16 protein-coding genes are annotated in these 20,819 nt (G+C 56.8%); 11 read left to right on the top strand and 5 right to left on the bottom strand.

Annotated elements, in window-relative coordinates; genetic code table 11:
* Positions 1-5 precede the first annotated feature (5 nt).
* The 11 genes from GSQ86_RS12480 (at position 6) to rpoZ (ending at position 13,771) form a co-directional block, all read left to right on the top strand.
* The gene (locus tag GSQ86_RS12480; protein ID WP_158750272.1) at positions 6-2,534 is read left to right on the top strand and encodes an ABC transporter permease; all 2,529 of its coding nucleotides are present in this window, start codon (positions 6-8) and stop codon (positions 2,532-2,534) included.
* 36 nt (positions 2,535-2,570) lie between these two features.
* Positions 2,571-3,185, top strand: a complete 615-nt coding sequence (locus GSQ86_RS12485; protein WP_158750273.1) for a hypothetical protein — start codon at positions 2,571-2,573, stop codon at positions 3,183-3,185.
* Positions 3,186-5,564, top strand: a complete 2,379-nt coding sequence (locus GSQ86_RS12490) for an LptA/OstA family protein (RefSeq protein WP_158750274.1) — start codon at positions 3,186-3,188, stop codon at positions 5,562-5,564.
* Positions 5,565-6,293 carry an LPS export ABC transporter ATP-binding protein gene (lptB, locus tag GSQ86_RS12495; protein WP_158750275.1) on the top strand — a complete coding sequence of 243 codons (729 nt, stop codon included), beginning with the start codon at positions 5,565-5,567 and terminating at the stop codon, positions 6,291-6,293.
* A gap of 88 nt (positions 6,294-6,381) precedes the next feature.
* Positions 6,382-8,082 (top strand): RNA polymerase sigma-54 factor, encoded by a 1,701-nt coding sequence (locus GSQ86_RS12500; protein ID WP_158750276.1) that lies wholly within the window; start codon positions 6,382-6,384, stop codon positions 8,080-8,082.
* Positions 8,083-8,145: 63 nt separating this feature from the next.
* On the top strand, positions 8,146-8,808 hold the full coding sequence (gene hpf / locus GSQ86_RS12505) for a ribosome hibernation-promoting factor, HPF/YfiA family (protein WP_158750277.1): 663 nt from the start codon (positions 8,146-8,148) through the stop codon (positions 8,806-8,808).
* 48 nt (positions 8,809-8,856) lie between these two features.
* Entirely contained in the window at positions 8,857-9,786 is a 930-nt protein-coding gene (gene rapZ, locus GSQ86_RS12510) for an RNase adapter RapZ (protein ID WP_158750278.1), read from the top strand.
* 52 nt (positions 9,787-9,838) lie between these two features.
* Complete coding sequence (locus GSQ86_RS12515) at positions 9,839-11,695, top strand: ABC transporter ATP-binding protein (protein ID WP_158750279.1); 1,857 nt, start codon at positions 9,839-9,841, stop codon at positions 11,693-11,695.
* The gene (locus GSQ86_RS12520) at positions 11,692-12,615 is read left to right on the top strand and encodes a YicC/YloC family endoribonuclease (protein WP_158750280.1); all 924 of its coding nucleotides are present in this window, start codon (positions 11,692-11,694) and stop codon (positions 12,613-12,615) included. The genes GSQ86_RS12515 and GSQ86_RS12520 overlap by 4 nt, the downstream gene beginning before the upstream one ends.
* A 181-nt stretch (positions 12,616-12,796) precedes the next feature.
* Positions 12,797-13,489 carry a guanylate kinase gene (gene gmk / locus GSQ86_RS12525; protein WP_158750281.1) on the top strand — a complete coding sequence of 231 codons (693 nt, stop codon included), beginning with the start codon at positions 12,797-12,799 and terminating at the stop codon, positions 13,487-13,489.
* Between the two features lie 48 nt (positions 13,490-13,537).
* On the top strand, positions 13,538-13,771 hold the full coding sequence (gene rpoZ / locus GSQ86_RS12530) for a DNA-directed RNA polymerase subunit omega (protein ID WP_158750282.1): 234 nt from the start codon (positions 13,538-13,540) through the stop codon (positions 13,769-13,771).
* A 118-nt stretch (positions 13,772-13,889) separates the two neighbouring features.
* On the opposite strand, the gene GSQ86_RS12535 is transcribed toward rpoZ, so the two are convergent.
* From GSQ86_RS12535 to GSQ86_RS12555, 5 genes are all read right to left on the bottom strand, one after another.
* On the bottom strand, positions 13,890-14,339 hold the full coding sequence (locus GSQ86_RS12535) for a hypothetical protein (RefSeq protein WP_158750283.1): 450 nt from the start codon (positions 14,337-14,339) through the stop codon (positions 13,890-13,892).
* Positions 14,340-14,378: 39 nt separating this feature from the next.
* Positions 14,379-15,710 (bottom strand): lipopolysaccharide assembly protein LapB, encoded by a 1,332-nt coding sequence (locus GSQ86_RS12540; protein ID WP_158750284.1) that lies wholly within the window; start codon positions 15,708-15,710, stop codon positions 14,379-14,381.
* Positions 15,707-18,661 carry an excinuclease ABC subunit UvrA gene (uvrA, locus tag GSQ86_RS12545; protein ID WP_158750285.1) on the bottom strand — a complete coding sequence of 985 codons (2,955 nt, stop codon included), beginning with the start codon at positions 18,659-18,661 and terminating at the stop codon, positions 15,707-15,709. Before uvrA ends, GSQ86_RS12540 begins: the two co-directional genes overlap by 4 nt.
* Positions 18,662-18,836: 175 nt before the next feature.
* Positions 18,837-20,045 carry a D-mannonate dehydratase ManD gene (gene manD, locus GSQ86_RS12550; protein WP_158750286.1) on the bottom strand — a complete coding sequence of 403 codons (1,209 nt, stop codon included), beginning with the start codon at positions 20,043-20,045 and terminating at the stop codon, positions 18,837-18,839.
* Complete coding sequence (locus GSQ86_RS12555) at positions 20,042-20,818, bottom strand: SDR family NAD(P)-dependent oxidoreductase (RefSeq protein ID WP_158750287.1); 777 nt, start codon at positions 20,816-20,818, stop codon at positions 20,042-20,044. The genes manD and GSQ86_RS12555 overlap by 4 nt, the downstream gene beginning before the upstream one ends.
* Between the last annotated feature and the right edge of the window lies 1 nt (position 20,819).

The raw sequence follows: 20,819 nt of genomic DNA on the forward strand, positions 1-20,819 counted from the left end.
ACCGCGTGTTGAATCTCTGGAACGATCTTCGTTACGCCCTGCGCCAGCTGAGAAAATCTCCAGGTTTCGCGCTGACGGCAGTGCTGACCCTGGCGCTGGGCATCGGTGTCAACGCCGCCATTTTCACTATCTTCAATAAAGTCCTGTTGCACACCATGCCGGTACAAAAGCCGGGTGAGCTGGTACTGCTGCAGGATCACTCGCAATACGAAACCGGATCGATTTCGACCCAGGGTGGCGATAACCACCTTTACTTTTCATATTCCACTTATCGCTATCTGCACGACAATAACCGCGTCCTCAGCGACCTGGCGGCAGATGTTCCCGCATCAGCGAACCTGGTCAGCACCAGGGATGCGGACCACGTTAACATCGATCTCGTCACCGGCAATTATTTCAACGTGATGCAGTTGCAGCCTGTCCTTGGACGCCTGCTGGCTCCCTCCGACGATGTTTACCACGCCGGAAATCCAGTCGCAGTCATGAGCGAGGATTACTGGAAGAGCAAGTTCGGCAGCGATCCCAACATCCTCAATCAGACAGTCAAAATCAGCGGCACATTGTTCACCGTAGTGGGCGTCGTGCGACACAGCGGCCTGTTGGATTCAACGCAGCCTGCCATATTTCTCCCCTTGTCTTTGGAACAAGCGGTCATACCTGGCGGGGGAGACCGCCTCAGCGATCCACTCTATAGCTGGGCATTATTGGTAGGCCGTCTGCGCCAGGGAATCACCCGAGCCCAGGCAGAGACGCAACTGAATACAGCCTGGTGGAACTGGCGCCGCGACACGCTTCAGACAGAGAGCCATAAGATCGGCGATAAATCCGGCTGGCTAAGGACGCATCTTTCGCTGATCAGCGGCTCGCGCGGAGTACCCGTGTTAGAGCAGACGTTGGGCGAACCTCTCAAATCCCTTGAAGCCATGGCGATCGTCGTATTGCTCATCGCCTGTGTGAACGTAGCCAACCTTCTGCTGGTAAAAGCCGCGCGCAAACATGCGGAGCTGGCTGTTCGCGGCGCGCTCGGCGCAAGCCGCAAACGTATCTTTCAGCAAGTTGTCGCCGAAGGATTACTGCTCGGCCTGATGGGAGCCATTTCGGGATTAGTCTTAGGCTGGTTAAGTCTTGAGCTGGTCGTCAAATCCATCCCTCAGACAAACTACCTGCACGACCTTCTCAACGCACCCATGGATTGGAAGGTAGCCGCGTTTTGCATCTTCGCTGGCATTGCCACCAGCCTCGTATTCAGCATTGCGCCAGCGCTGATGAGCACACGAGTAAACCTGATGCGCGCCCTGCACGGCCAGTCCGGGTCGGTCGCCGGCAGCGGAAACTGGCTCCGCAATCTCTTTGTCGGTGCGGAGACCGCACTCAGCCTCGTTCTCCTCATGGGCGCAGCCATCCTCAGCTGGAGCCTCTATCAGCTTCATCAGATCAATCCCGGCTTCTCCACCAGCCACGTGCTTACATTCCGCATCGATGCGTCCGCCCTCGGTAAGAACGACACGCAGGTAAGAGAAGAATACGAAACACTCACCAGTAAGATTCTGCATGAGCCGGGCGTGCAGCGCGTGGTATACGCCGGAAATGGGCTGATGACCGGGAATGAGTCCGGCAGCAACGTTACGGTGGCAGGCTATAAGGACACCCGAGATGAGCCTGTGCCCGATAACGATAACGCCAGCGCTGGTTTCTTCTCTACCATGCAGATTCCGCTGCTCGCCGGGCGCGAGTTCAACGCGCAGGACACGCTGACATCTCCAAAAGTAGCCATTGTCGATGAAAAATTTGTGAAGCACTACTTCGGTGGCGATGCGCAAAAAGCGCTGCGCGGCCAATTCGGATTCGGTTCGGGAGATGTAAAAACCGATATTCAGATCGTGGGTGTCATCCCGACAATCAGTGCCATTCGTCTCTCCGATCCCACCAGTCAGCCCTTTATTTACCTTCCCTATGCTCAGTCCTTCAGTAAAGACGGAAGTGCGAAGGGTTCGCATCCTGCCAATTTTTATGTGCGCACAAGCGGCGATCCGGCAGCGCTGGCCGGCACATTGCACCCTCTGCTCCACCGTCTGGATCCTGATCTGCCCATGCCCGACTTCGAAACCATGAATGAACATATCAACGGCACAATCTTCGAAACAAAGTTGATGGCGCTGCTGGCTTCATCCATGGGTGCACTGGCCTTGGCCCTCGCCGCCATCGGACTCTACGGCGTATTGGCCTTTGCTGTTGCCCAGCGCACCCGCGAAATCGGTATCCGCATGGCACTGGGAGCAGGTAAGAGCAACATTTCGACGCTGGTTTTGCGGCAGGTCAGCCTCGTCGTCACCGGCGGATTGTTCGCTGGCGCGCTGCTGGGCTGGGGGGCCATCCGGCTTCTCATCGGCAAAACAGAAAACGTACATACCGCTCCCTTGTGGGTACATCTGCTGACAGCCTTTGTACTAGTGGCAGCCATGTTCCTCGCCAGCTACCTTCCCGCCCGGCGTGCCGCCTCGGTTGACCCCATGGAAGCATTGCGTGCCGAATGAGCCGTATCCGGTCCAAAAGCCATCTAAAATGGTGAGATGGCTGACCAACTTTACCTGAGCCTGTGGTACCCGAACTTTCGCTTAACCTCACTTGGCCCCGCGCTGCTGGGCGTCATTCGCCAGTTCACCATTGTCGGCGGCTCCAGCTTCATCAAGGCCGCCAACGCCTATCCCATTTCGTGGAACGAGACTCCCGCATACCAGCGCATCTATGACGAGGATGAAATCGAAGCCGCCGCGCCGGAGCAGGCCGTCTCCGCGGCTCTCGAACTGCTGCACGAGGACTTTGCCTACGAATTTGAGCTGACCTGGGAACTCTGGGTGCCGGAGCAGGCAGGCGACCTCGATCCTATCTGGCGCAAGGAGCCGCGCGTTGTTCGCATCACCGGCTACGGCCCGGAGTTTGACGAAGGCTCTTACGAGCAGAACGGCCAGATCCGCATTGACTTCGGCACCGACACGCCGTTCCTGCAGGAAAGCGTCGATCTAGACGCCGAGGCCGCCGAGCACGTCAAACAAAATGTGCAGATGCTGGTCGATTTCACTAACGGTGTACAACAACACTGCGGCATTTCCTCGCGGCTGCTCTGGTCAGAATCAGGCGAAAGCCTGGCGCAGAAGCTCATCGCGCGTCTGCAGCAGGTGAACTGATTGCGCATTACCGTCAAGCGGCTGCGGTATCTGGTTGCTGCCCTCGCCTGCCTGCTCGTTGTCGTGCTCGGGGGCTTTCTTCTGTACGCGCGCTACCGCATCCGCCATTTCGGGAAGGATCTTCCCGGAAAGCTGGGAGTCAATATTCAGCAGACGGCGAATGGCTTCACATATTCGCAATCGGACAAAGGCCACACTATCTTCACCATTCACGCTTCCAAGCTGGTGCAGTTCAAGGGTGACGGCCACGCCACGCTGCATGATGTATCCATCACCCTATACGGCCCTCCTGGCTCCAACCGAGAAGACCGGGTCTACGGCAGCGACTTTGATTACGACCAGAAGAACGGCATCGCCTCCGCTACCGGCGACGTTCAGATTGATCTCCAGTCGCCGCAGCGCTCCGTCAGCCAGCCCGCTTCAAAAGACAGCCCTCCGGCTGAAAAAGACACCATCCACGTAAAGGCAAGCGGAGTCGTCTTCACTCAGAAGACAGGCCTCGCGACCACCAACCAGCTCGTCCAGTTCCGGCTGCCCAATGCCTCCGGAGAGGCGGTAGGCGCCACCTTCGATTCGAAACAGGGCGTGCTTGTTCTCGATAAGCAGGTTGTGCTGACCAGCAGCTCCAACGGAGAGCCTTCGACCGTACACGCCAGCCATGCGCAGATCGACCGCGATACGCGGCAGGTATTTCTGCTCAACGCGCAAAGTGACTTTAAGAACGAGCGCAGTTCTGCCGATCAGGCTACCGTCTACCTTCGTGAGGACGGCTCAGCCCAGCGCATCACCGCCAAAGGAAATGTTCACACGGTACTCAGCGGAGGAGCGCAGAGCACCTCGCAGGCCGCCGATGTAGCGCTCGATAATCAAAGCCAGCCCACTCAGGTCCAGCTCGCAGGTGGCGTAAACTTCATCGACAGCGATGCCGAACAGAGCATGCACGGAAACGCCGTAGAAGGCACGATCACCTTCACCCCCGGCGCTGTTCTGCACCACGCGCAGTTTCGAGACGCAGTTAGTTTTGTCGACCAGCAGTTGAAGCTCCCGAATGATCCTCATGGCTCGGCAACCCGTCAGATAACCGCATCCAAACTCGACATCGATTTCGCACCCGGTCCGGACAAGAAAGCAACAGCCCAGAAAGCTCTGGCCACCGGCGGTGCGGTGGCGACGCTTCGCACCATTTCGTCCAAAGCGCCCGAGGAAAATACGACAATCCGCGCCGACCAGCTGCTGGCCACGCTGGCCGGCGGCCGCGCCATCCGTCAACTCGATGGCTCAGGACATACCCAGATCACCGAAGCAGCTCAGGACGGTTCATCGAACGTAAGCACAGGAGACGTGCTGCATGTTCTCTTTACTCCGCAGGCTGCGCCCGCAAAGGCCAGGGTTCCCAGTCAGCTCGCTGCGCAGACCTCGCAAATCGACACCGCCGGGCAGGAAGGCAACGTAACGCTCGCGCAGACTCCCGCCAAAAACGCGAAAATGAAGGATGGAAGCTCCCCGCTGCCTCTGCATGCTACAGCAGTGCGTGCGGAGTATAGCGCCGGAAGCCAATTGCTCAAGCTCACCGGCAATCCGCGTATCAACAACGGTGCCGTGGACCTCACTGCCCAGACCGTCGATTACCACCGCGACACCGGCGACGCCACGGCTCAGGGAGATGTGAAGGCTACCTATCTCCACGCTGAAAGCCAGCGGAGCGCATCCGCTGGCTCCGTCTTCGGTGGACAGGGTCCGGTGCACATCATCGCAGCGCAAGCCGATCTGCAGCATTCAACCGGAGACAGCATCTTCCGGGGACAGGCTCGGATGTGGCAGAACGCCAACGCCGTGACTGCGCCCGTCATTGAGCTCTCCCGTACCCAGCAGACCCTCAAGGCTCACGGCGATTCCAAAGGTGGCGCTCAATCTGTGGGCACGACGATCTCCTCCCTCATGGGAACAAAGCGCCGTCAGAGCGTCGTCCGGGTTCAGAGCCGCACCTTGAACTATGCCGATAGAGACAGGCGCGGCGACTTCGACGGGGATGTCACCGCCGTCGCCCCTGATGGCACCATCCGTTCCGACCGCGCCCAGTTCTTCCTCCAGCCGGAGGGGCCGCAAAAGGCGGGCCAGTCGCAGATCGACAAGATCATTGCCAAAGGCCGCGTCGTGCTTTCCCAACCGGGGAGAAAAGGCGAGGGTGATCAGCTGGTCTATACCTCCACCGACGGACGCTACGTCCTCACCGGAACCGCCGCCAGCCCGCCCCGCATTTCCGATGCGGCCCACGGCACAACCACCGGTTCTGCGTTGATTTTCAATGATCAGGATGATAGCGTCGAGGTGAGTGGGGGGCAGTCGGCCGCTGTCACCAAGACGCGGGCTCCGAAATAGATGCAAAAGCTTTCAACCGACGAGATCGGAAAATCATACAAAGGCCGCCAGGTCGTTCGGGGCGTCAGCCTCGAAGTTTCGCAGGGTGAAGTCGTGGGCCTTCTTGGCCCCAACGGCGCCGGAAAAACTACCAGCTTTTACATGATCGTTGGTCTGGTGACGCCGGATACCGGCCATATTCTCGCCGACGGCGCCGATATTACGCGCGTTCCCATGTATCTGCGGGCACGTCAGTACGGTATCAGCTATCTGCCGCAGGAACCCTCAGTCTTCCGCAAGCTCACGGTCGAGGAAAACATCCTCGCCGTGCTCGAAGTGCAATCCATCCCCCCGCAGCAGCGGCGGGCGCGCACGGAAAAGCTCATTGATCAGCTCAGCCTTGGCCATATCCGCAAAACCCGCGGCTATGCACTTTCCGGTGGTGAGCGTCGCCGTGTCGAAATCGCCCGGTGCCTCTGCATCCAGCCGTCATTTATTTTGCTCGACGAGCCCTTTTCGGGAATCGATCCCATTGCGGTACTCGACCTTCAGGAGATTATTTATGACCTGAAAGCGAGCGGCATCGGTGTGTTAATTACTGATCATAACGTTCGTGAGACGCTCTCGGTAACGGACCGCGCCTACATCATTAATGAGGGGCGCATCTTCCGGCACGGAACACCGGAGCAGCTGGGTAACGATCCTGATGTTCGCAGGGTCTATCTGGGCGAGGGCTTCTCCCTGAACTGAGGTCGTAATAGCTGTCGAATTGACATAGGCGCGTGTAGACTTAGGGAAATCCCCAACTTATTTGTTGATGGTTTTGTAAGCAGGCAAAATGGCACTTCTCCAACCAAGACTCAGCTTGAAAGTATCGCAGCGGCAGATACTCACGCCTGGCCTAATGCAGATGGTCAGCGTGCTGGCTCTCAACAAGCTCGAGTTGAAGGAGATGATTCAATCCGAGATCGCCGAAAATCCCATCCTCGAAGAGCTGGAAGAGAATGTACCGCTGCTCGACGACGTGGCCGGGCGCGAGGAAATGCTCGATCGTCCTGTCGAAACCCAGCAGGCCGAAGCTGCCGCCGAGGACAAGAAAGACCCGTTTGACGAGATCGACTTCGGCTCATATTTTCAGGACTATTTAGACCCCGGTTTTCGCACTCCAAACAGCTTCGAAATCACCGAAAAGCCCTCGATTGAGAACTTTCTTTCGCAGCCGAGCACGCTTACGGATCATCTTTTCTGGCAGCTTGGCTCTCTCAGCGTCTCTCCTGCTCTTCGCGATGCTGCAGAATATATTATCGGTAACCTCAATGAAGACGGATATTTAACGGCTACCGATGAAGAATTACTTGATGGTTATCTGCGCGAACAACTGGCTCCTGAAACAGAAGCGGAATACGAAGCCAGTCATCTCGAAAGCGCCGAAATTCCCGCAGCACTGAAAGACCGTGCCGCTGGTCATCTGGCCGCCGCCATGAAAATCGTGCAGCATCTTGACCCCGTTGGAGTGGCGGCAAGAGATCTGCGTGAGTGTCTTTTAGTGCAAATTGATGCGCAACAGCGCGAATTTGAGCTCATTTATGAGCGCCAGAAGCGCTCGGTTTACCCCAACGGCTCGAGCCGCGCCGAGGCCGCCGATTCCCTGTTGAGCGACGAACCGATGCACGTGAATGGGACCCAGGTGAATGGTTCCGTCGCGCATCCCGACAAGACGGCGCAGAAAGCGGGGGTGTTTGAAGACGCCCGCAATATCGTCGACAAGCATCTTTCTTTGCTTCAGAAGCGCGATTTGCGCGAAGTTTCCAGGGTATTAGGGCGTTCCCCGGAAGAAACCCAGCAGGCCGTCGATTTGATCCGCACCCTTGATCCTCGCCCCGGTCAGCGCTACAACCGTGTCGATGCACGCCTGATTGAGCCGGACGTAGCCTTCGTGAAACGCGGCGACGAATATGTCGTCGTCATGAACGAGGAAGACCTTCCCAGCCTGCGCCTCAATCAGGGCTACCGCCGCATGATCACCCAGGAGGGTACGGAAAAGGACGTCAAGGACTACGTGAAGGAGCGCTACCGCTCCGCCATCCAGCTCATGCGGAACATCGAGCAGCGCAAGAACACCATTCTCCGCACCTGCGAGGCCATCATCCGCCGTCAGACAGACTTCCTTGAAAAGGGCGTCGAGTCGATGAAACCGATGATGATCAAGGAAGTCGCCGAAGAGATCGGCGTCCATCCATCCACAGTCAGCCGGGCCGTATCCAATAAGTATGTGCATACGCCGCAGGGGGTTTACGAGCTGCGCTTCTTCTTCTCCGAAGGTGTCAATGGTCCGGAGGGAGCAGGCACGCCGCTCATGCTGCTTAAGCGCAAGGTGAAGAAGCTGATCGAAGACGAAGATCCGCGCAAACCGCTTACCGATGACCAGATCGCTGCCATGCTTCAGTCGCAGGGCATCGACGTCACCCGCCGCACCGTCGCCAAATATCGGGAGGACATGCGTATCCCCAGCACCCATCAGCGACGCGTCCGCGGTTGATGTACAATCACAACTCCTCGCCGCCACTCTGGCAGGGACTTCTTCAGGAAGGGAGCTTTCACCATGCAGGTTGAGTACACAGGCAGGCAGGTGACCGTGACCCACGCACTACGCGACATAGCCGAAGAGGCGATTGCGCGCATTGTGAAGATTCTGGGTAAGACTACTGGTGCCCACGTTATTCTCACGGCAGAAAAATACAGGCAGACGGCTGAAATAACCGTCAATACCCGTCTGCACAGCATCGTCGCTACGTCCGAATCAACCAATATGGAGACGGCCCTCCGCGCCGCTCTCGATAAGGCGGAAACCCAGGCGATCCGCTGCAAGAAGAAGCTCCAGACCAAGAAGCGGCTACCCAAGGAAGAAAAACTTACCACCGAGCCTGCCCTTACCCGGCCCAAACGCGCCAATCGTACCGCTGCTGCTGCCAAAGAAGAGCCAGCTGCCGAGACGGCTGCGAAGAAAACCAACGGAAACGGCAACGGCCGAGGGAAACAGGTCTTGCCTGTTACCGTACATTCCTTCCCGGCGAAGGTGCCGATTCAGGAACCGCACGTTGTTCGCTCGGCGGACTCAGTTGCCCTGCGCCCCATGACGCTCGAAGAAGCCGTAAAAGAGGCGGAATTCCGCGACCGCGAAGTATTTGTATTCCGCGACCACCAGGGACAAGTAAAGGTTCTTCACCGCAAACGCGATGGCAAAATGGAACTGATCGAAGCCTAGACTTGCGATCTCCACTCCGATTTTGCAGTGAAATGCTAGGATGGGCGCATGGCCCCCAAAGCTGCGCCCAAACCTGCTGATCGATCCAAGAAAAAAAAGGCCAAATCCACCGGCAAAGATGGTGAAAACCGCGCCCTGGTCATCATTACCGGACTTTCTGGTTCCGGGAAATTATCTGCCCTCAAAGCCTTTGAAGACCTCGGCTACTATGCCGTCGACAATATGCCTATCGAGCTTGTCCCGCGTTTTGCCGAGCTCATTGGCAGTTCTGCGACAACGCGGCGCGCCGCTCTGGTCGTCGATGTGCGCGAAGGCGAGGGCCTTGAGCGCTTTCCTTTCATCCTGAAACAGATACGCCGCACGCTTTCGACCACCGTTATCTATCTCGAAGCCACGGAAGCTGCGCTCGTGCGCCGCTTCTCCGAGACGCGTCGTCCGCATCCTCTTGGCCGCGAAGAAAGAGTCGCCGGGGCGATCAAGTCCGAGCGTAAGCTCCTCGATCCCATCCGCAATGTTGCCGACATCATCATTGATACCTCAAGCTTCAACGTGCACGAGCTTCGCACCCACGTGCAGAACAAGTTCGCCAGCGGGAGCACCGGGAAAGATCTGCTGATCTCCACACTTAGCTTCGGATATAAAAACGGAGTGCCGCTCGAAGCCGATCTGATCTTCGATGTGCGCTTTCTGCCCAATCCGCATTTCATCCCGGAGTTCCGGCCGCTCACCGGCAAGCACCCAAAGCTGGTTGCTTATCTGAACCAATTCGCTCAAACGAAAGAGTTTCTCGATCGTGTCTCGAGCCTCCTGCTCTACCTGCTTCCGCACTACATTCACGAAGGCAAGAGCTATCTGACGGTAGCCTTTGGCTGCACCGGCGGCCAGCACCGCTCTGTCATGATTGCCGAAGAAATCAGCAAGCGGCTGGCGAAAGAAGGCTATCGCGTAAAGACCGACCACCGCGATATGCCACGCTGAAACGGTAAAATAGCAGAATGGCATATCGATGGCAGATCCGCAGGCAAGGTAAATGAAGCGAATTCTGCGTCTGCTCTATTACATGCGCCGCTACTGGTGGCAGGCTCTGGCGGCTGTCTTCTTCATGGCAGGCGTTGGCCTGCTCGAAGCATTCCGCGTATTGCTGGTCAAGCCGATCTTCGACCATGTGTTAAGCCCTGGCGGCCCGAACGAGGCAATTCCGCTTTATAAAATCCCCGGAACGCACTATCAGTTCACGCTTCAGCAATTCGTCCCCCATTACTTTCACAACGAGTGGACGATCGTTGCCTTCGCCCTCGTCGTCTCCACTCTGCTTAAGAGCGTCTTCGACTACGCCGGAACCTACCTGGTGAACTATGCCGGTTTCGGCATGATCACCGATCTGCGCGACGACCTCTACGAAGCCGTCCTGCGACGCTCCGTCTCATTCTTCCAGAAACACGCCACCGGCACGCTGCTCTCAACGCTGATCAATGACATTGAGCGCGTGCAGTACGCCATGTCGTCCGTGCTATCGGAATTTCTCCAGCAGTTCTTCACCCTGATTTTTACCATGTGCGTGGTGATCGCACTCGGTGGCAAGCTTGCCTGGGCATTGTTGATTTTTGTCCCCATCGTCATCGGCTCCATCCGCCGTATCGGACGCGATGTGCGCCAGACCACGCGCAAGGGGCAGGACCGCCTCGCCGAAATCCAGAACATCCTGCACGAGACCATCACCGGCAACCGCATTGTCAAAGCCTTCAACATGGAGTTCTGGGAGCTGCTCCGCTTCCGCGACGCCGCCAAGCGCCTTTTTAAGGCGAACCTGCGCTCCGTACGTGCGCAGGCCATCAGCTCGCCGCTCATGGATTCCATCGGCGCCATCGCCATAGCGCTGCTGCTCTTAGTCGGCCGAGGCCAGATCAAGAGCGGAGCCATGACCGAAGGCGCCTTTTTTGCCTTCATCGTCGCCCTCTTCAAGCTCTACGATCCCGTCCGCCGCTTCGCCCTCTTCTATAACAATTTCCAGCAGGCGCTCGGCGCATCATCCGCTATCTTCTCCTTCATGGACGACCAGGATGAGCTGGTCGAAAAGCATCGCGCCTACACCCTCAAAGGCTTCCGCGAATCCATCAAGCTTGAGAATGTCGGCTTCGCCTATAGCGATGAAGAAGGCGAGAAGCAAGTCCTGCACGACATCAATCTTGAGATTCACTGCGGTGAGGTCGTCGCTCTTGTCGGCCCCAGCGGAGCAGGGAAGTCGACCCTCGTCAATCTCATCCCGCGCTTCTTCGACGTCACCTCCGGCCGCATTCTCATCGACAGCCACGATCTCCGCGACGTCAGCATGCGCTCGCTGCGCGAACAGATCGGCAAGGTCACGCAGGAGACCATCCTCTTCAATGACACCGTCCGCAACAACATCGCCTACGGTCAGCCCGACGTGCCCATCGCACGCGTGGAGGATGCAGCGAAGGCCGCCCTTGCGCACGACTTCATCATGCGGCTTCCGGATGGCTATGACACCCTGATCGGCGAAAAAGGATTTCGTCTCTCCGGTGGAGAGCGTCAGCGCCTGGCCATCGCGCGCGCTCTGGTCAAGGATGCCCCGATCCTTATCCTCGACGAGGCCACATCCGCCCTCGACACCGAGAGCGAATCGCTCGTGCAGGCTGCGCTCAGTAACCTTATGGCGGGGCGCACTGTCGTCGTCATCGCGCATCGCCTCTCGACCGTGCGCCGTGCCACGCGCATCGCCGTACTCGAGCGGGGGCGCATTACTGCCATCGGGTCGCACGACGACCTGATGCATCAATCGCCTATTTATCAAAAGCTGTATCAACTACAGTTCATGGATGTGGCGAACCTTCCCGAACCGGTAACGACTGGAAGACCGGAGCTATGAGCCAGAAAAAAGAGACGGTTGTCTCACCTATCTATTCCATGACCGGATTCGCGCGTGCGTCCGGGCCTGTCACCGAAACTCTCGGATACACGGTCAGCCTGAAAAGCGTCAATCACCGCTTCCTTGACCTGCACATGCGCTTGCCCGGCGGCACGGAATCGCTCGAAATGCGTCTGCGCAAGCTTTTGAAAGAGAAGATCGCGCGCGGCCACGTCGAGGTTTCGCTTTCCATCGACCGCAGCGCCAGCAGGGAGGCGCAATATAACGGCGAGATTGTCGCCGAATATATCGCCGCCTTTCGCAGCGCCGCCTCTGAGCACAGGCTGAAGGGTGAGCCCGATCTGAACGCCGTCTTCCGATTGCCCGGTATTTGGAATGGCGAATCGCGCACTTCTGAAGAAGATATGCAGGCCATCGAAGCGGCGGTCATGGAGCGTATTGAGCCGCTGATCGCCGAGTTGAACACGATGCGCTCCGCAGAAGGGAAGTCGCTCGCCGGTGAGCTTCGCAGCGGACTTCGACGCCTCGGCGAGTTCGTGGAAGAGGTGAGCGGCCTCCGGCAGGATGTGCAGAAGGTCTACTTTGAGCGCATCAGCCAGCGCATGGCCGAGATGCTGAACGGTAATCTCGACAACGAACGCCTCCTGCAGGAGGCCGCGCTTCTCGCCGACCGCAGCGATGTCGAAGAAGAAATTGCCCGCATGCGCACTCACATCGCGCACTTTGAATCGCTTCTTGATCAGGGCGGCGAGCTCGGCAAGAAGCTTGATTTTCTTTTACAGGAGATGAACCGAGAGGCCAACACTCTCCTGTCCAAGACCAGCGGACTTTCCGGGAACGGCACGCGAATTACGGAACTGGGTCTGGGCATAAAATCGGAGATCGAAAAAGCGCGTGAGCAGGTACAAAACCTCGAATAAAAGGGCCAAAAGGCAAGGGAAAATCGACCAGGTGCCCCAGGTTCGCGAAGCTAACCTGGGCTTTTTGAAATCCTTGTTTTCATGAATTTAGCACTTGGATCATTTCTCTATCCGGTTTTTTATGAGTAATTTACCGATAATAAGAGTAGGGCGCCAGACCGGCAGCATAAAGGAAATAGATTTGGCAGGAATACTTTTCATCATTTCGGCGCCGTCAGGATCGGGCAAATCGACGCTCGTCAATCAGCTCCGCTCCCTCGTCGATAATCTGGAATTCTCCGTCTCTTACACCACGCGGGCTCCGCGCGGATCGGAAGAAGAGGGGCGCGAATACCACTTCACTACGCACGAAGAGTTCGAGCGCATGGTGCAGAATGACGAATTTCTGGAGCACGCCGAAGTTTTCGGCAACTACTATGGCACATCACGCCGTTCCCTCGCAGACGCAAAGGCGCATGGCAAAGACCTGCTGCTCGATATCGATGTGCAAGGCGCGTTGCAGGTCCGGCAGCGTGTGCCGGACGCCGTCAGCATTTTTGTGATGCCGCCCACGCCGGACATTCTGGCCACCCGGCTGCGCAACCGCAGCCGCGCCGAAGGTGGTGTGGAGGGAGAAGTTATCCAGCGGCGGCTGGCCAAAGCGAAGCAGGAGATTGAGAATTATCGAGAATACAGCTATATTCTCGTCAACGATATCTTGGCTCAAGCTGAAGAAGAACTTTCCGCAATCGTCACCTGCGAACGCATCCTGCGCGATGAACATCACGTCACCGCGGAGGAAGATCGACTGATGACTCTGGCGAAAGGTTGCAGGCAGGAGAATGCGGAAAATCGCCTCCGGCCCGTGCTCGCTGCCTTTGGATTGCCTGACTAGGATACGCAGAAGAAAGAGCAAGTTGCAGTTCTTATTTGGAGGATACTCATGGGTATTGAGCAGTCGTTCGACAGCAACTTTCGCTACGTCCTTGTGGCCGCCCGCCGCGCACGTCAACTTCAAAATGGCTCCGCCCCGCTCGTCGATTCCCGCTCCCGCAAGGCGTGCAAGATAGCTCAGGACGAGATAGCCGCCGGCAAGGTGAGCTATGTAAAGAGCAACACTCCCATCCTTAAGCCTGAGGTGCCTGGCGCAGAAATTCCCAAGTTTGCAATTTCGTGACGGTGATCAGAGAAGTCGCTCTGACCTGTACTGATTGAGGACTTTGCACTCACTGTGGCTGCTCGTCATCCTGACCGAAGCATTTCCGTCTCGCTCAGGATGACGAGTGCATTCCAGGCTAGTGCCGGAAGACCTGCATCATCAGTTCGGATTGAATCTGGTCCAGCTGCTTCAGCGTAGATTGAAGCGTTGGCCGGTCATCGAGCGATGCGTTGTGCAGGATTTCGTTCAAACGATAGGCAGTATGCCGCATCAGAATCTCTGCGTTTTTCAGCTTCCGCGTGTCGGCGGCCATGCCCATATGAATTTTCTCCGCATAGGCCTGAACAGACTTCAGTGTTTCTGAGGCATGACTGTAATCCCCGGACGAGAGTTCCTGTCCGGCGATTTCGGTCATATCGTGAACGATCTCTGCATAGAGAAAGCATTGCTCTTTGGGAGACGCCTGGTCTGCCTTTGTTTCAAGGAGAAGAAGGGCCTGGGCATCTACCAGCTTTTCGCTCGCGCCGTATGCGTGAGCACAGGGAATAAGGAGAGCGGCTGCTGCTGCGATTGCTACGAACCTCATGGGACACCTCCTTAGGTGCCACGGGAACGTTATCGGCCATTATTTACCAAGCGTGATCAGCCGATGCTTTGCCTGCCACTCCTGGTCGGGGAATCCGCCATTGGACGCGGTCAGGAACTTGTGATAGTAATCGGCCGCTTCCTTTGTGTGATGTAGATTATCGTAAGCCGTCGCCCAAAGGAAGTAGGTTGCTGGTGTTTCTGCAAGATATTTTGATCGGGCGGAAAGAGAATCGATCTCTAATTGGTACTGATGCGTCTCGGAAGCGGCAAAAGCAAGGCTGCTCCAGGCGTTTCCATTATCAGATTTAAGGCTCACCGCTTTTTGCAAAACTGTAACCGCTTCCAGATACCGCTGCTGTCGGATCAGATTCTCCCCTCTGGCCGTCAACAGGTCGGGATCATTCGGGATTTTACTGAGCAATTGCACGTAAATGGGGTCGGCTTTGGTCGCTGCGCCGGACTGAGTGTATGCGTCCGCCAACATGCCGCCGATCATGGCGTCATTCGGTTGCGCTGAATACAGTTTTTCTAAAGCGCTAATCGCCTCATTCTGCTTGCCTTCGGCGTTGAGAACGATAGCAAGCTGGGTGTTAAGCGCCGGATCGTCGGGATCGCGCGCCAACGCCGTTTTGATGAGAGGTTCGGCATCGGAATATTTCTTCTGGGCAATCAGCACGTGAGCGAGCCCAGCTGTAGCGGCCGAAGAATCCGGCTGTTGATTCAAAACGCGCCGGTAGGCAGTTTCAGCCGTAACCGGGTCGTCTTCGGCCTCGGCAATTTCTCCGGTCAGCAGCGTATCGGCCGGAGTTTCGGGGCTGAGCGAGAGCGCTTGCAGAAGCTCCTGCTTTGCGGCATCGGGATCTTTGATGCGATCAAGCTGTGCCAGCGCACGGAGCGCTTGCGCACGGGCTGCAGGGTTCGGCGGATTTGGTGTCAGCTTCGATGCCGCCTCCAGTTGCTCATGTGCTTCTTGAGCCTTTCCCTGGCGAGCAAGGATCAGACCCAGCGCCAGACGCGGCTCAAACTGGTTCGCGTCCGAAGCGATGGATTTCTGGTAATAGCCGGCAGCCGCCTCATCGTGGCCTTGCGCGTCTTCTACATATCCGCGGTCGAAGAGTGCGCGAGCATCGTTGGCATGAACGGAGAGAAAAGTATCAAGCAGGCTGCGGGCATGGTCGAATTCCTTTGCCTCGATGGCAGCTTCCGCCTCTGTCAACGGGCTGGCAGAAGAAGACGATGCCCCGTGGTTTGAATCATCGATGCTGGTGCCCGGCGGCAGCGGAGCTGACTGTGCATAAGCGGAAAGCGCAACAAGCAATACACCTGAGGCAGGGAACAACTTAAGAGAAGAGTGAATCCATGACGTCATACAGCTATTTCGTTTTCCGTTTCCTGCAATGGACCGCGTTCCTGCATGGACTCGCGCCTCTGCGTCAGTACTTTCGCCAGCCAGTAGCCGGTGTGAGACAGTTCATTGCGTGTAATCTCTTCCGGAGTGCCGATCGCCACCACTTGCCCACCCTTTGAGCCGCCCTCCGGCCCAAGATCAATCACCCAATCGGCTGACTTGATAACGTCGAGATTGTGCTCGATCACCAGCAGCGATCCACCGCCATCGATCAGCTTGCGGAAGGCGGTAAGCAGCTTGCTGACATCATCGAAATGCAACCCGGTAGTGGGTTCGTCGAGAACATAAAGAACCCGGCTTCCGCCTTTTTTCGCCGCGGCATTTCCCGAACGCACCGTAGCAAGGTGCGCGGCCAGCTTCACGCGCTGCGCTTCGCCACCCGAGAGCGTCGTCGCCGACTGGCCAAGTCGGACATAGCCGAGACCGACCTCATCGAGCACGGCGAGCTTTTCAAGAATCTTCTGCTGGCCAACAAAAAAGCGCAGAGCTTCTTTCACCGTAAGGCTCAGAACTTCGTGGATGCTCTTGCCCTTGTACTTGATTTCCAGCACGCTGGCTTTATAGCGCGTGCCGTTGCATTCTTCGCAAGGCAGCTCTACGTCGGCCAGAAACTGCATCTCCACCGTGACCGTGCCATCGCCCTCGCAGACGTCGCATCGACCGCCCGGAACATTGAACGAAAAATGCCCGGCAGCGTACCCGCGTCGCTGCGCCTCAGGTTGGGAGGCGAACAGCTCGCGGATCGCATCGAACGCCTTAATATAGGTCACTGGATTCGAGCGCGGCGTGCGCCCGATTGGATTCTGGTCCACCAGAACAATATCGTTCAGCCGTTCCACGCCCTTCAGCTCTTTATATAGCCCAGTCGGATCGGCACCTTCACCCTTGCCAAGCTGGTGGGCGATTGCGCGGTAGAGAACATCATGTACGAGAGTCGATTTGCCCGACCCGGAAACCCCAGTAATGCAGACCAGCATATTCAGGGGAATCTCTACATCGATGCTCTTGAGATTATGCGAACGTGCGCCACGCAGCCTGAGCCACTCTTTACCAGGCTCGCGACGGCGTGTAGGAACAGGAATGGTAACTTGCCCATTCAGATAACGGCCGGTAATCGAATCCGGATTTTTCTCAACTTCTTCGACTGTGCCGGCGGCTAAAACCCGTCCGCCGAACTCGCCTGCTCCGGGACCGAGATCGAGCAGGTAATCAGCGGAGCGAATTACATCCGGATCATGCTCGACCACAAGGATGGTGTTGCCCAGGTCGCGCAAGTCTTCGAGGATGTGAATAAGCTTAGCCGTATCCCGCGTATGCAGGCCAATCGAGGGTTCATCGAGCACATAAAGTGCGCCAACAAGCCGCGAACCAAGAGAAGTCGCTAATTGAATGCGCTGCGATTCGCCGCCGGAAAGAGTTGAAGCCAGACGGTCGAGCGTGAGGTAGTCGAGCCCGACAGCGTTGAGAAAATGCAGGCGCTGTTGGATCTCGTGCAGAATGCTGCCTGCGATTTCCTCGTGCATTGGCGTAAGCTTCAAGTTCGAGAAAAACCGGTGCGCGTCGCTGATGGTAAGTGCCGATGCCTCGCAGATGTTCTTGTCCGCGATGCGAACAGCACGTGCCTCCGCGCGCAGCCGCTGCCCTTTGCATTCAGGGCAAAGCGCATAGCCGCGATATTTGCTGAGCATCACGCGCACGTGGAGCTTATATTTCTTGCGTTCGAGCAACGAAAAAAATCCATGCACGCCGACGAATGAACCACGTCCGTCGAGCACAAATTCCTGCTGATCGAGAGTGAGGTCGTGCCACGGCACATCCATGGGAATGCCATGCTGCTTTGCTGCCTTCTTCAATTCGCTGAAGTAAGGGCGATATTTTGGCCGATTCCAGGGATCGATCGCGCCATCATCCAGGGTCTTAGATTTATCGGGAATGATGAGGTCAAGATCAAAGTCGATCGTGTTGCCAAAGCCCTGACAGCGCGGGCAGGCGCCGAATGGATTGTTGAATGAAAAGAGTCGCGGTTCCGGATCGCGATAAATGCGGTGACAATTCTTGCACTCAAAAGCTGCAGAGAAGCGAAGCCGCTCGCGTTCGATCGTCTCCGAATCGCGCGGAACAATTTCATACAGAATTTCACCAGATTCGCGGTAGCCAATCTCTGCTGCATCCACGATGCGGGCCCGGTTGTCGGCGCTGACGACAATACGATCGACAAGGACGAAAACCGGCAGCGTAAAGTCGATTTCAAGCAATGACTCGGGTGTAGAAAATTCGTAAATGTTGCCGTTCTGGTAGAGGCGGTTAAAGCCACGTTTTCTTAGATCGGTGAGTCGCTCTCTGAGTGCGTCGGTGAGCGGCGATTCCTGCGTTTTCTTGATGGTCGGTTTGCGCCCCCGCTTTACCGGCTTTTCCGGTTCTGGCGAAACAGGCTGTTCCTGCTGCTTTACTACTGGAAAAAGCGCGTGCAGGCGCGTACCTTCACCCAGAGCCAGAACCCCCGCAGCGATTTCATCCACCGTATCGCGGCGCACGATGCCGTTGCAGACAATACAGTGCACAACTCCGCAGCGCGCGTAGAGCAGGCGCATGTAGTCGTAGATTTCTGTAGCCGTGGCGACCGTCGAGCGTGGATTTCGAGTGGAATTCTTCTGCTTGATGGCAATAGCGGGCGCCAGGCCGTCGATCAGGTCAACATCCGGCTTCTCGATGCGCTCCAGAAACTGCCGCGCGTAAGCCGAAAGCGATTCGACATAGCGCCTCTGCCCCTCGGCGTAAATGGTATCGAAGGCAAGCGAGGACTTACCCGAGCCGGACACGCCGGAGACGACCGTCAGTTTGCCGTGCGGGATGTTGCAGTCGATATTTTTGAGGTTGTGCACCCGCGCGCCGCGGATGATGATCTGGTCCATCGAAAGAGTGCGCTCCGGGAGAAAAGAGTACAGGCGTCCCCAGTTTGATTATAAATCTGCCCATCGGTCTCGTGCCCGGCGGATGCAACCCCCGGGCTCATGTCGAAAAGGGATATTTTGGGGCGATCGCGTTAAATCCTTGACTCTGTTCGCCTACTGGTGTGATTGGGCTGTGTTACCAATCCGTCAGCGTCCCATCCAGCTTGCGATTCACCGGCAGGTACGCGCGCTCATACGGATACTTCGCGGCAAGTTTTTCATCAAGCTCGACGCCCAGCCCCGGTGCATCGCCCGGATACATATACCCCGCTTTGAACGAATAGCCGTGCGGAAAAACCGCATCCGTTTCTTCGCAATGCGCCATATGTTCCTGAATGCCAAAGTTGTGAACAGCAATACCAAAGTGCAGTGCGGCTGCCATAGTTACCGGAGATAGATCCGTAGCCCCATGGCACCCGGTGCGCACATGGTAGAGAGAAGCAAAATCCGCAACCTTCTTCAGGTGCGTGAAGCCGCCCGCATGCACAATCGACATCCGAATGTAGTCGATCCATTGCCGTTGGATCAGCTCCTGCCCATCCCAAATTGTGTTGAATACTTCGCCGGTGGCAAGCGGAGTCGTTGTATGCTCGCGGATCACGCGAAAGCCTTCCTGTAATTCTGCAGCCACAGGATCTTCCATCCAGAACAAATGATATGGCTCCAGCTCTTTCCCGAGCCGCGCAGCCTCAATCGGCGTCAGTCGATGATGGCAATCGTGCAGAAGATGAACATTTTCACCAAACCGCCTTCGCGTCTCTTCAAATAACTTCGGCGTATGCCGCAGATACATCTCAGTCGACCACTGGCCTTCAGATGGCAGGCCTTTCTCTGCCGGTTCATATCGCATCCCCGCCTTCGGAACACCATAGGTAGAAGCAAGCCCGGGAACACCGCTCTGTACGCGAATCGCCTGGTAGCCCATTTCAATATGCTTGCCTACATCATCCAAAGCCTCTTCGATATCAGCGCCGTGCGCATGCGCATAGACCAGGACGCCTCCGCGGCTTCTGCCGCCGAGGAGGTTATAGATTGGAGTGTTTAGTGCTTTGCCTTTGATATCCCACAGCGCCACATCCACCGCCGCAATCGCAGCCATCGTCACCGGACCGCGCCGCCAGTAAGCCCCACGGTAAAGGTATTGCCAGATATCCTCAGTTTGAAATGGATCGCGCCCGATGAGGCAGGGAATTACATGCTCAGTAATATAGCTGGCCACCGCCAATTCGCGCCCATTTAGCGTTCCATCACCGAGACCATAGATGCCTTCATCCGTCTCAATTTTGAGCGTTACGAAATTGCGTCCCGGCGAGCACACATTCACCGAAGCCCCGGTAATCTTCATTGGTTCACCCCGCTCGCAAGAAATCCTCCATCTACTGGAAGTATCTGTCCGGTGACATACGACGCAGCTTCCGAAGACAGGAAAACCGCCGCGCCGACAAGCTCTTCCGCTTGACCGAATCTCTGCATGGGGATGCGCATGTGAAGTTCCTTCCCGCGTCCTGTTCCTTCAAGAAGGCTCTCATTCAGCGCAGTCGGAAGAACCCCAGGAGCAATCGCGTTGACGCAGATGCCATGGGGAGCAAGTTCGATTGCCAGCGATTTCGTAAGGGCTCCGACTCCGGCCTTGCTCGCCCCGTAAGCGGCGACTTCATGAAAAGCAACAAAGGTCGCAAGCGAAGCGATGTTCACAATGCGGCCGTATTCTTGTTTCATCATCGTCTGGCCAAAAATCTGGCACGCCCGGAACGTTCCCGTAAGATTCGTATCCAGAATTTTCTTCCACACATCTTCCGGACAGGTAAGCGTTGGCGTCCGCTGAGTGATGCCGGCAGAATTCACAAGGATATCGATCTTTCCAAATACCTCAAGAGCTTTATCATGCAACGCCTGTAGCGAGCCTCGATCGAGTACATCTGCAGCGATGGCCGCCGACCGTCGACCAAGCCGTTCAATCGCCGCAACTGTTTCCTGTACAGATTCAATTTTCCGCGAAGCCGGAATAACATCGGCTCCCGTCGCAGCGAGGCCAAGCGAGATGGCGCGTCCAATACCAGACGTTCCACCAATCACCACAGCGGAGCGTCCGCAAAGGCTCAATGTATCAAGGGTCATA

Source organism: Acidobacterium sp. S8, assembly GCF_009765985.1.
Lineage (GTDB): Bacteria > Acidobacteriota > Terriglobia > Terriglobales > Acidobacteriaceae > Alloacidobacterium.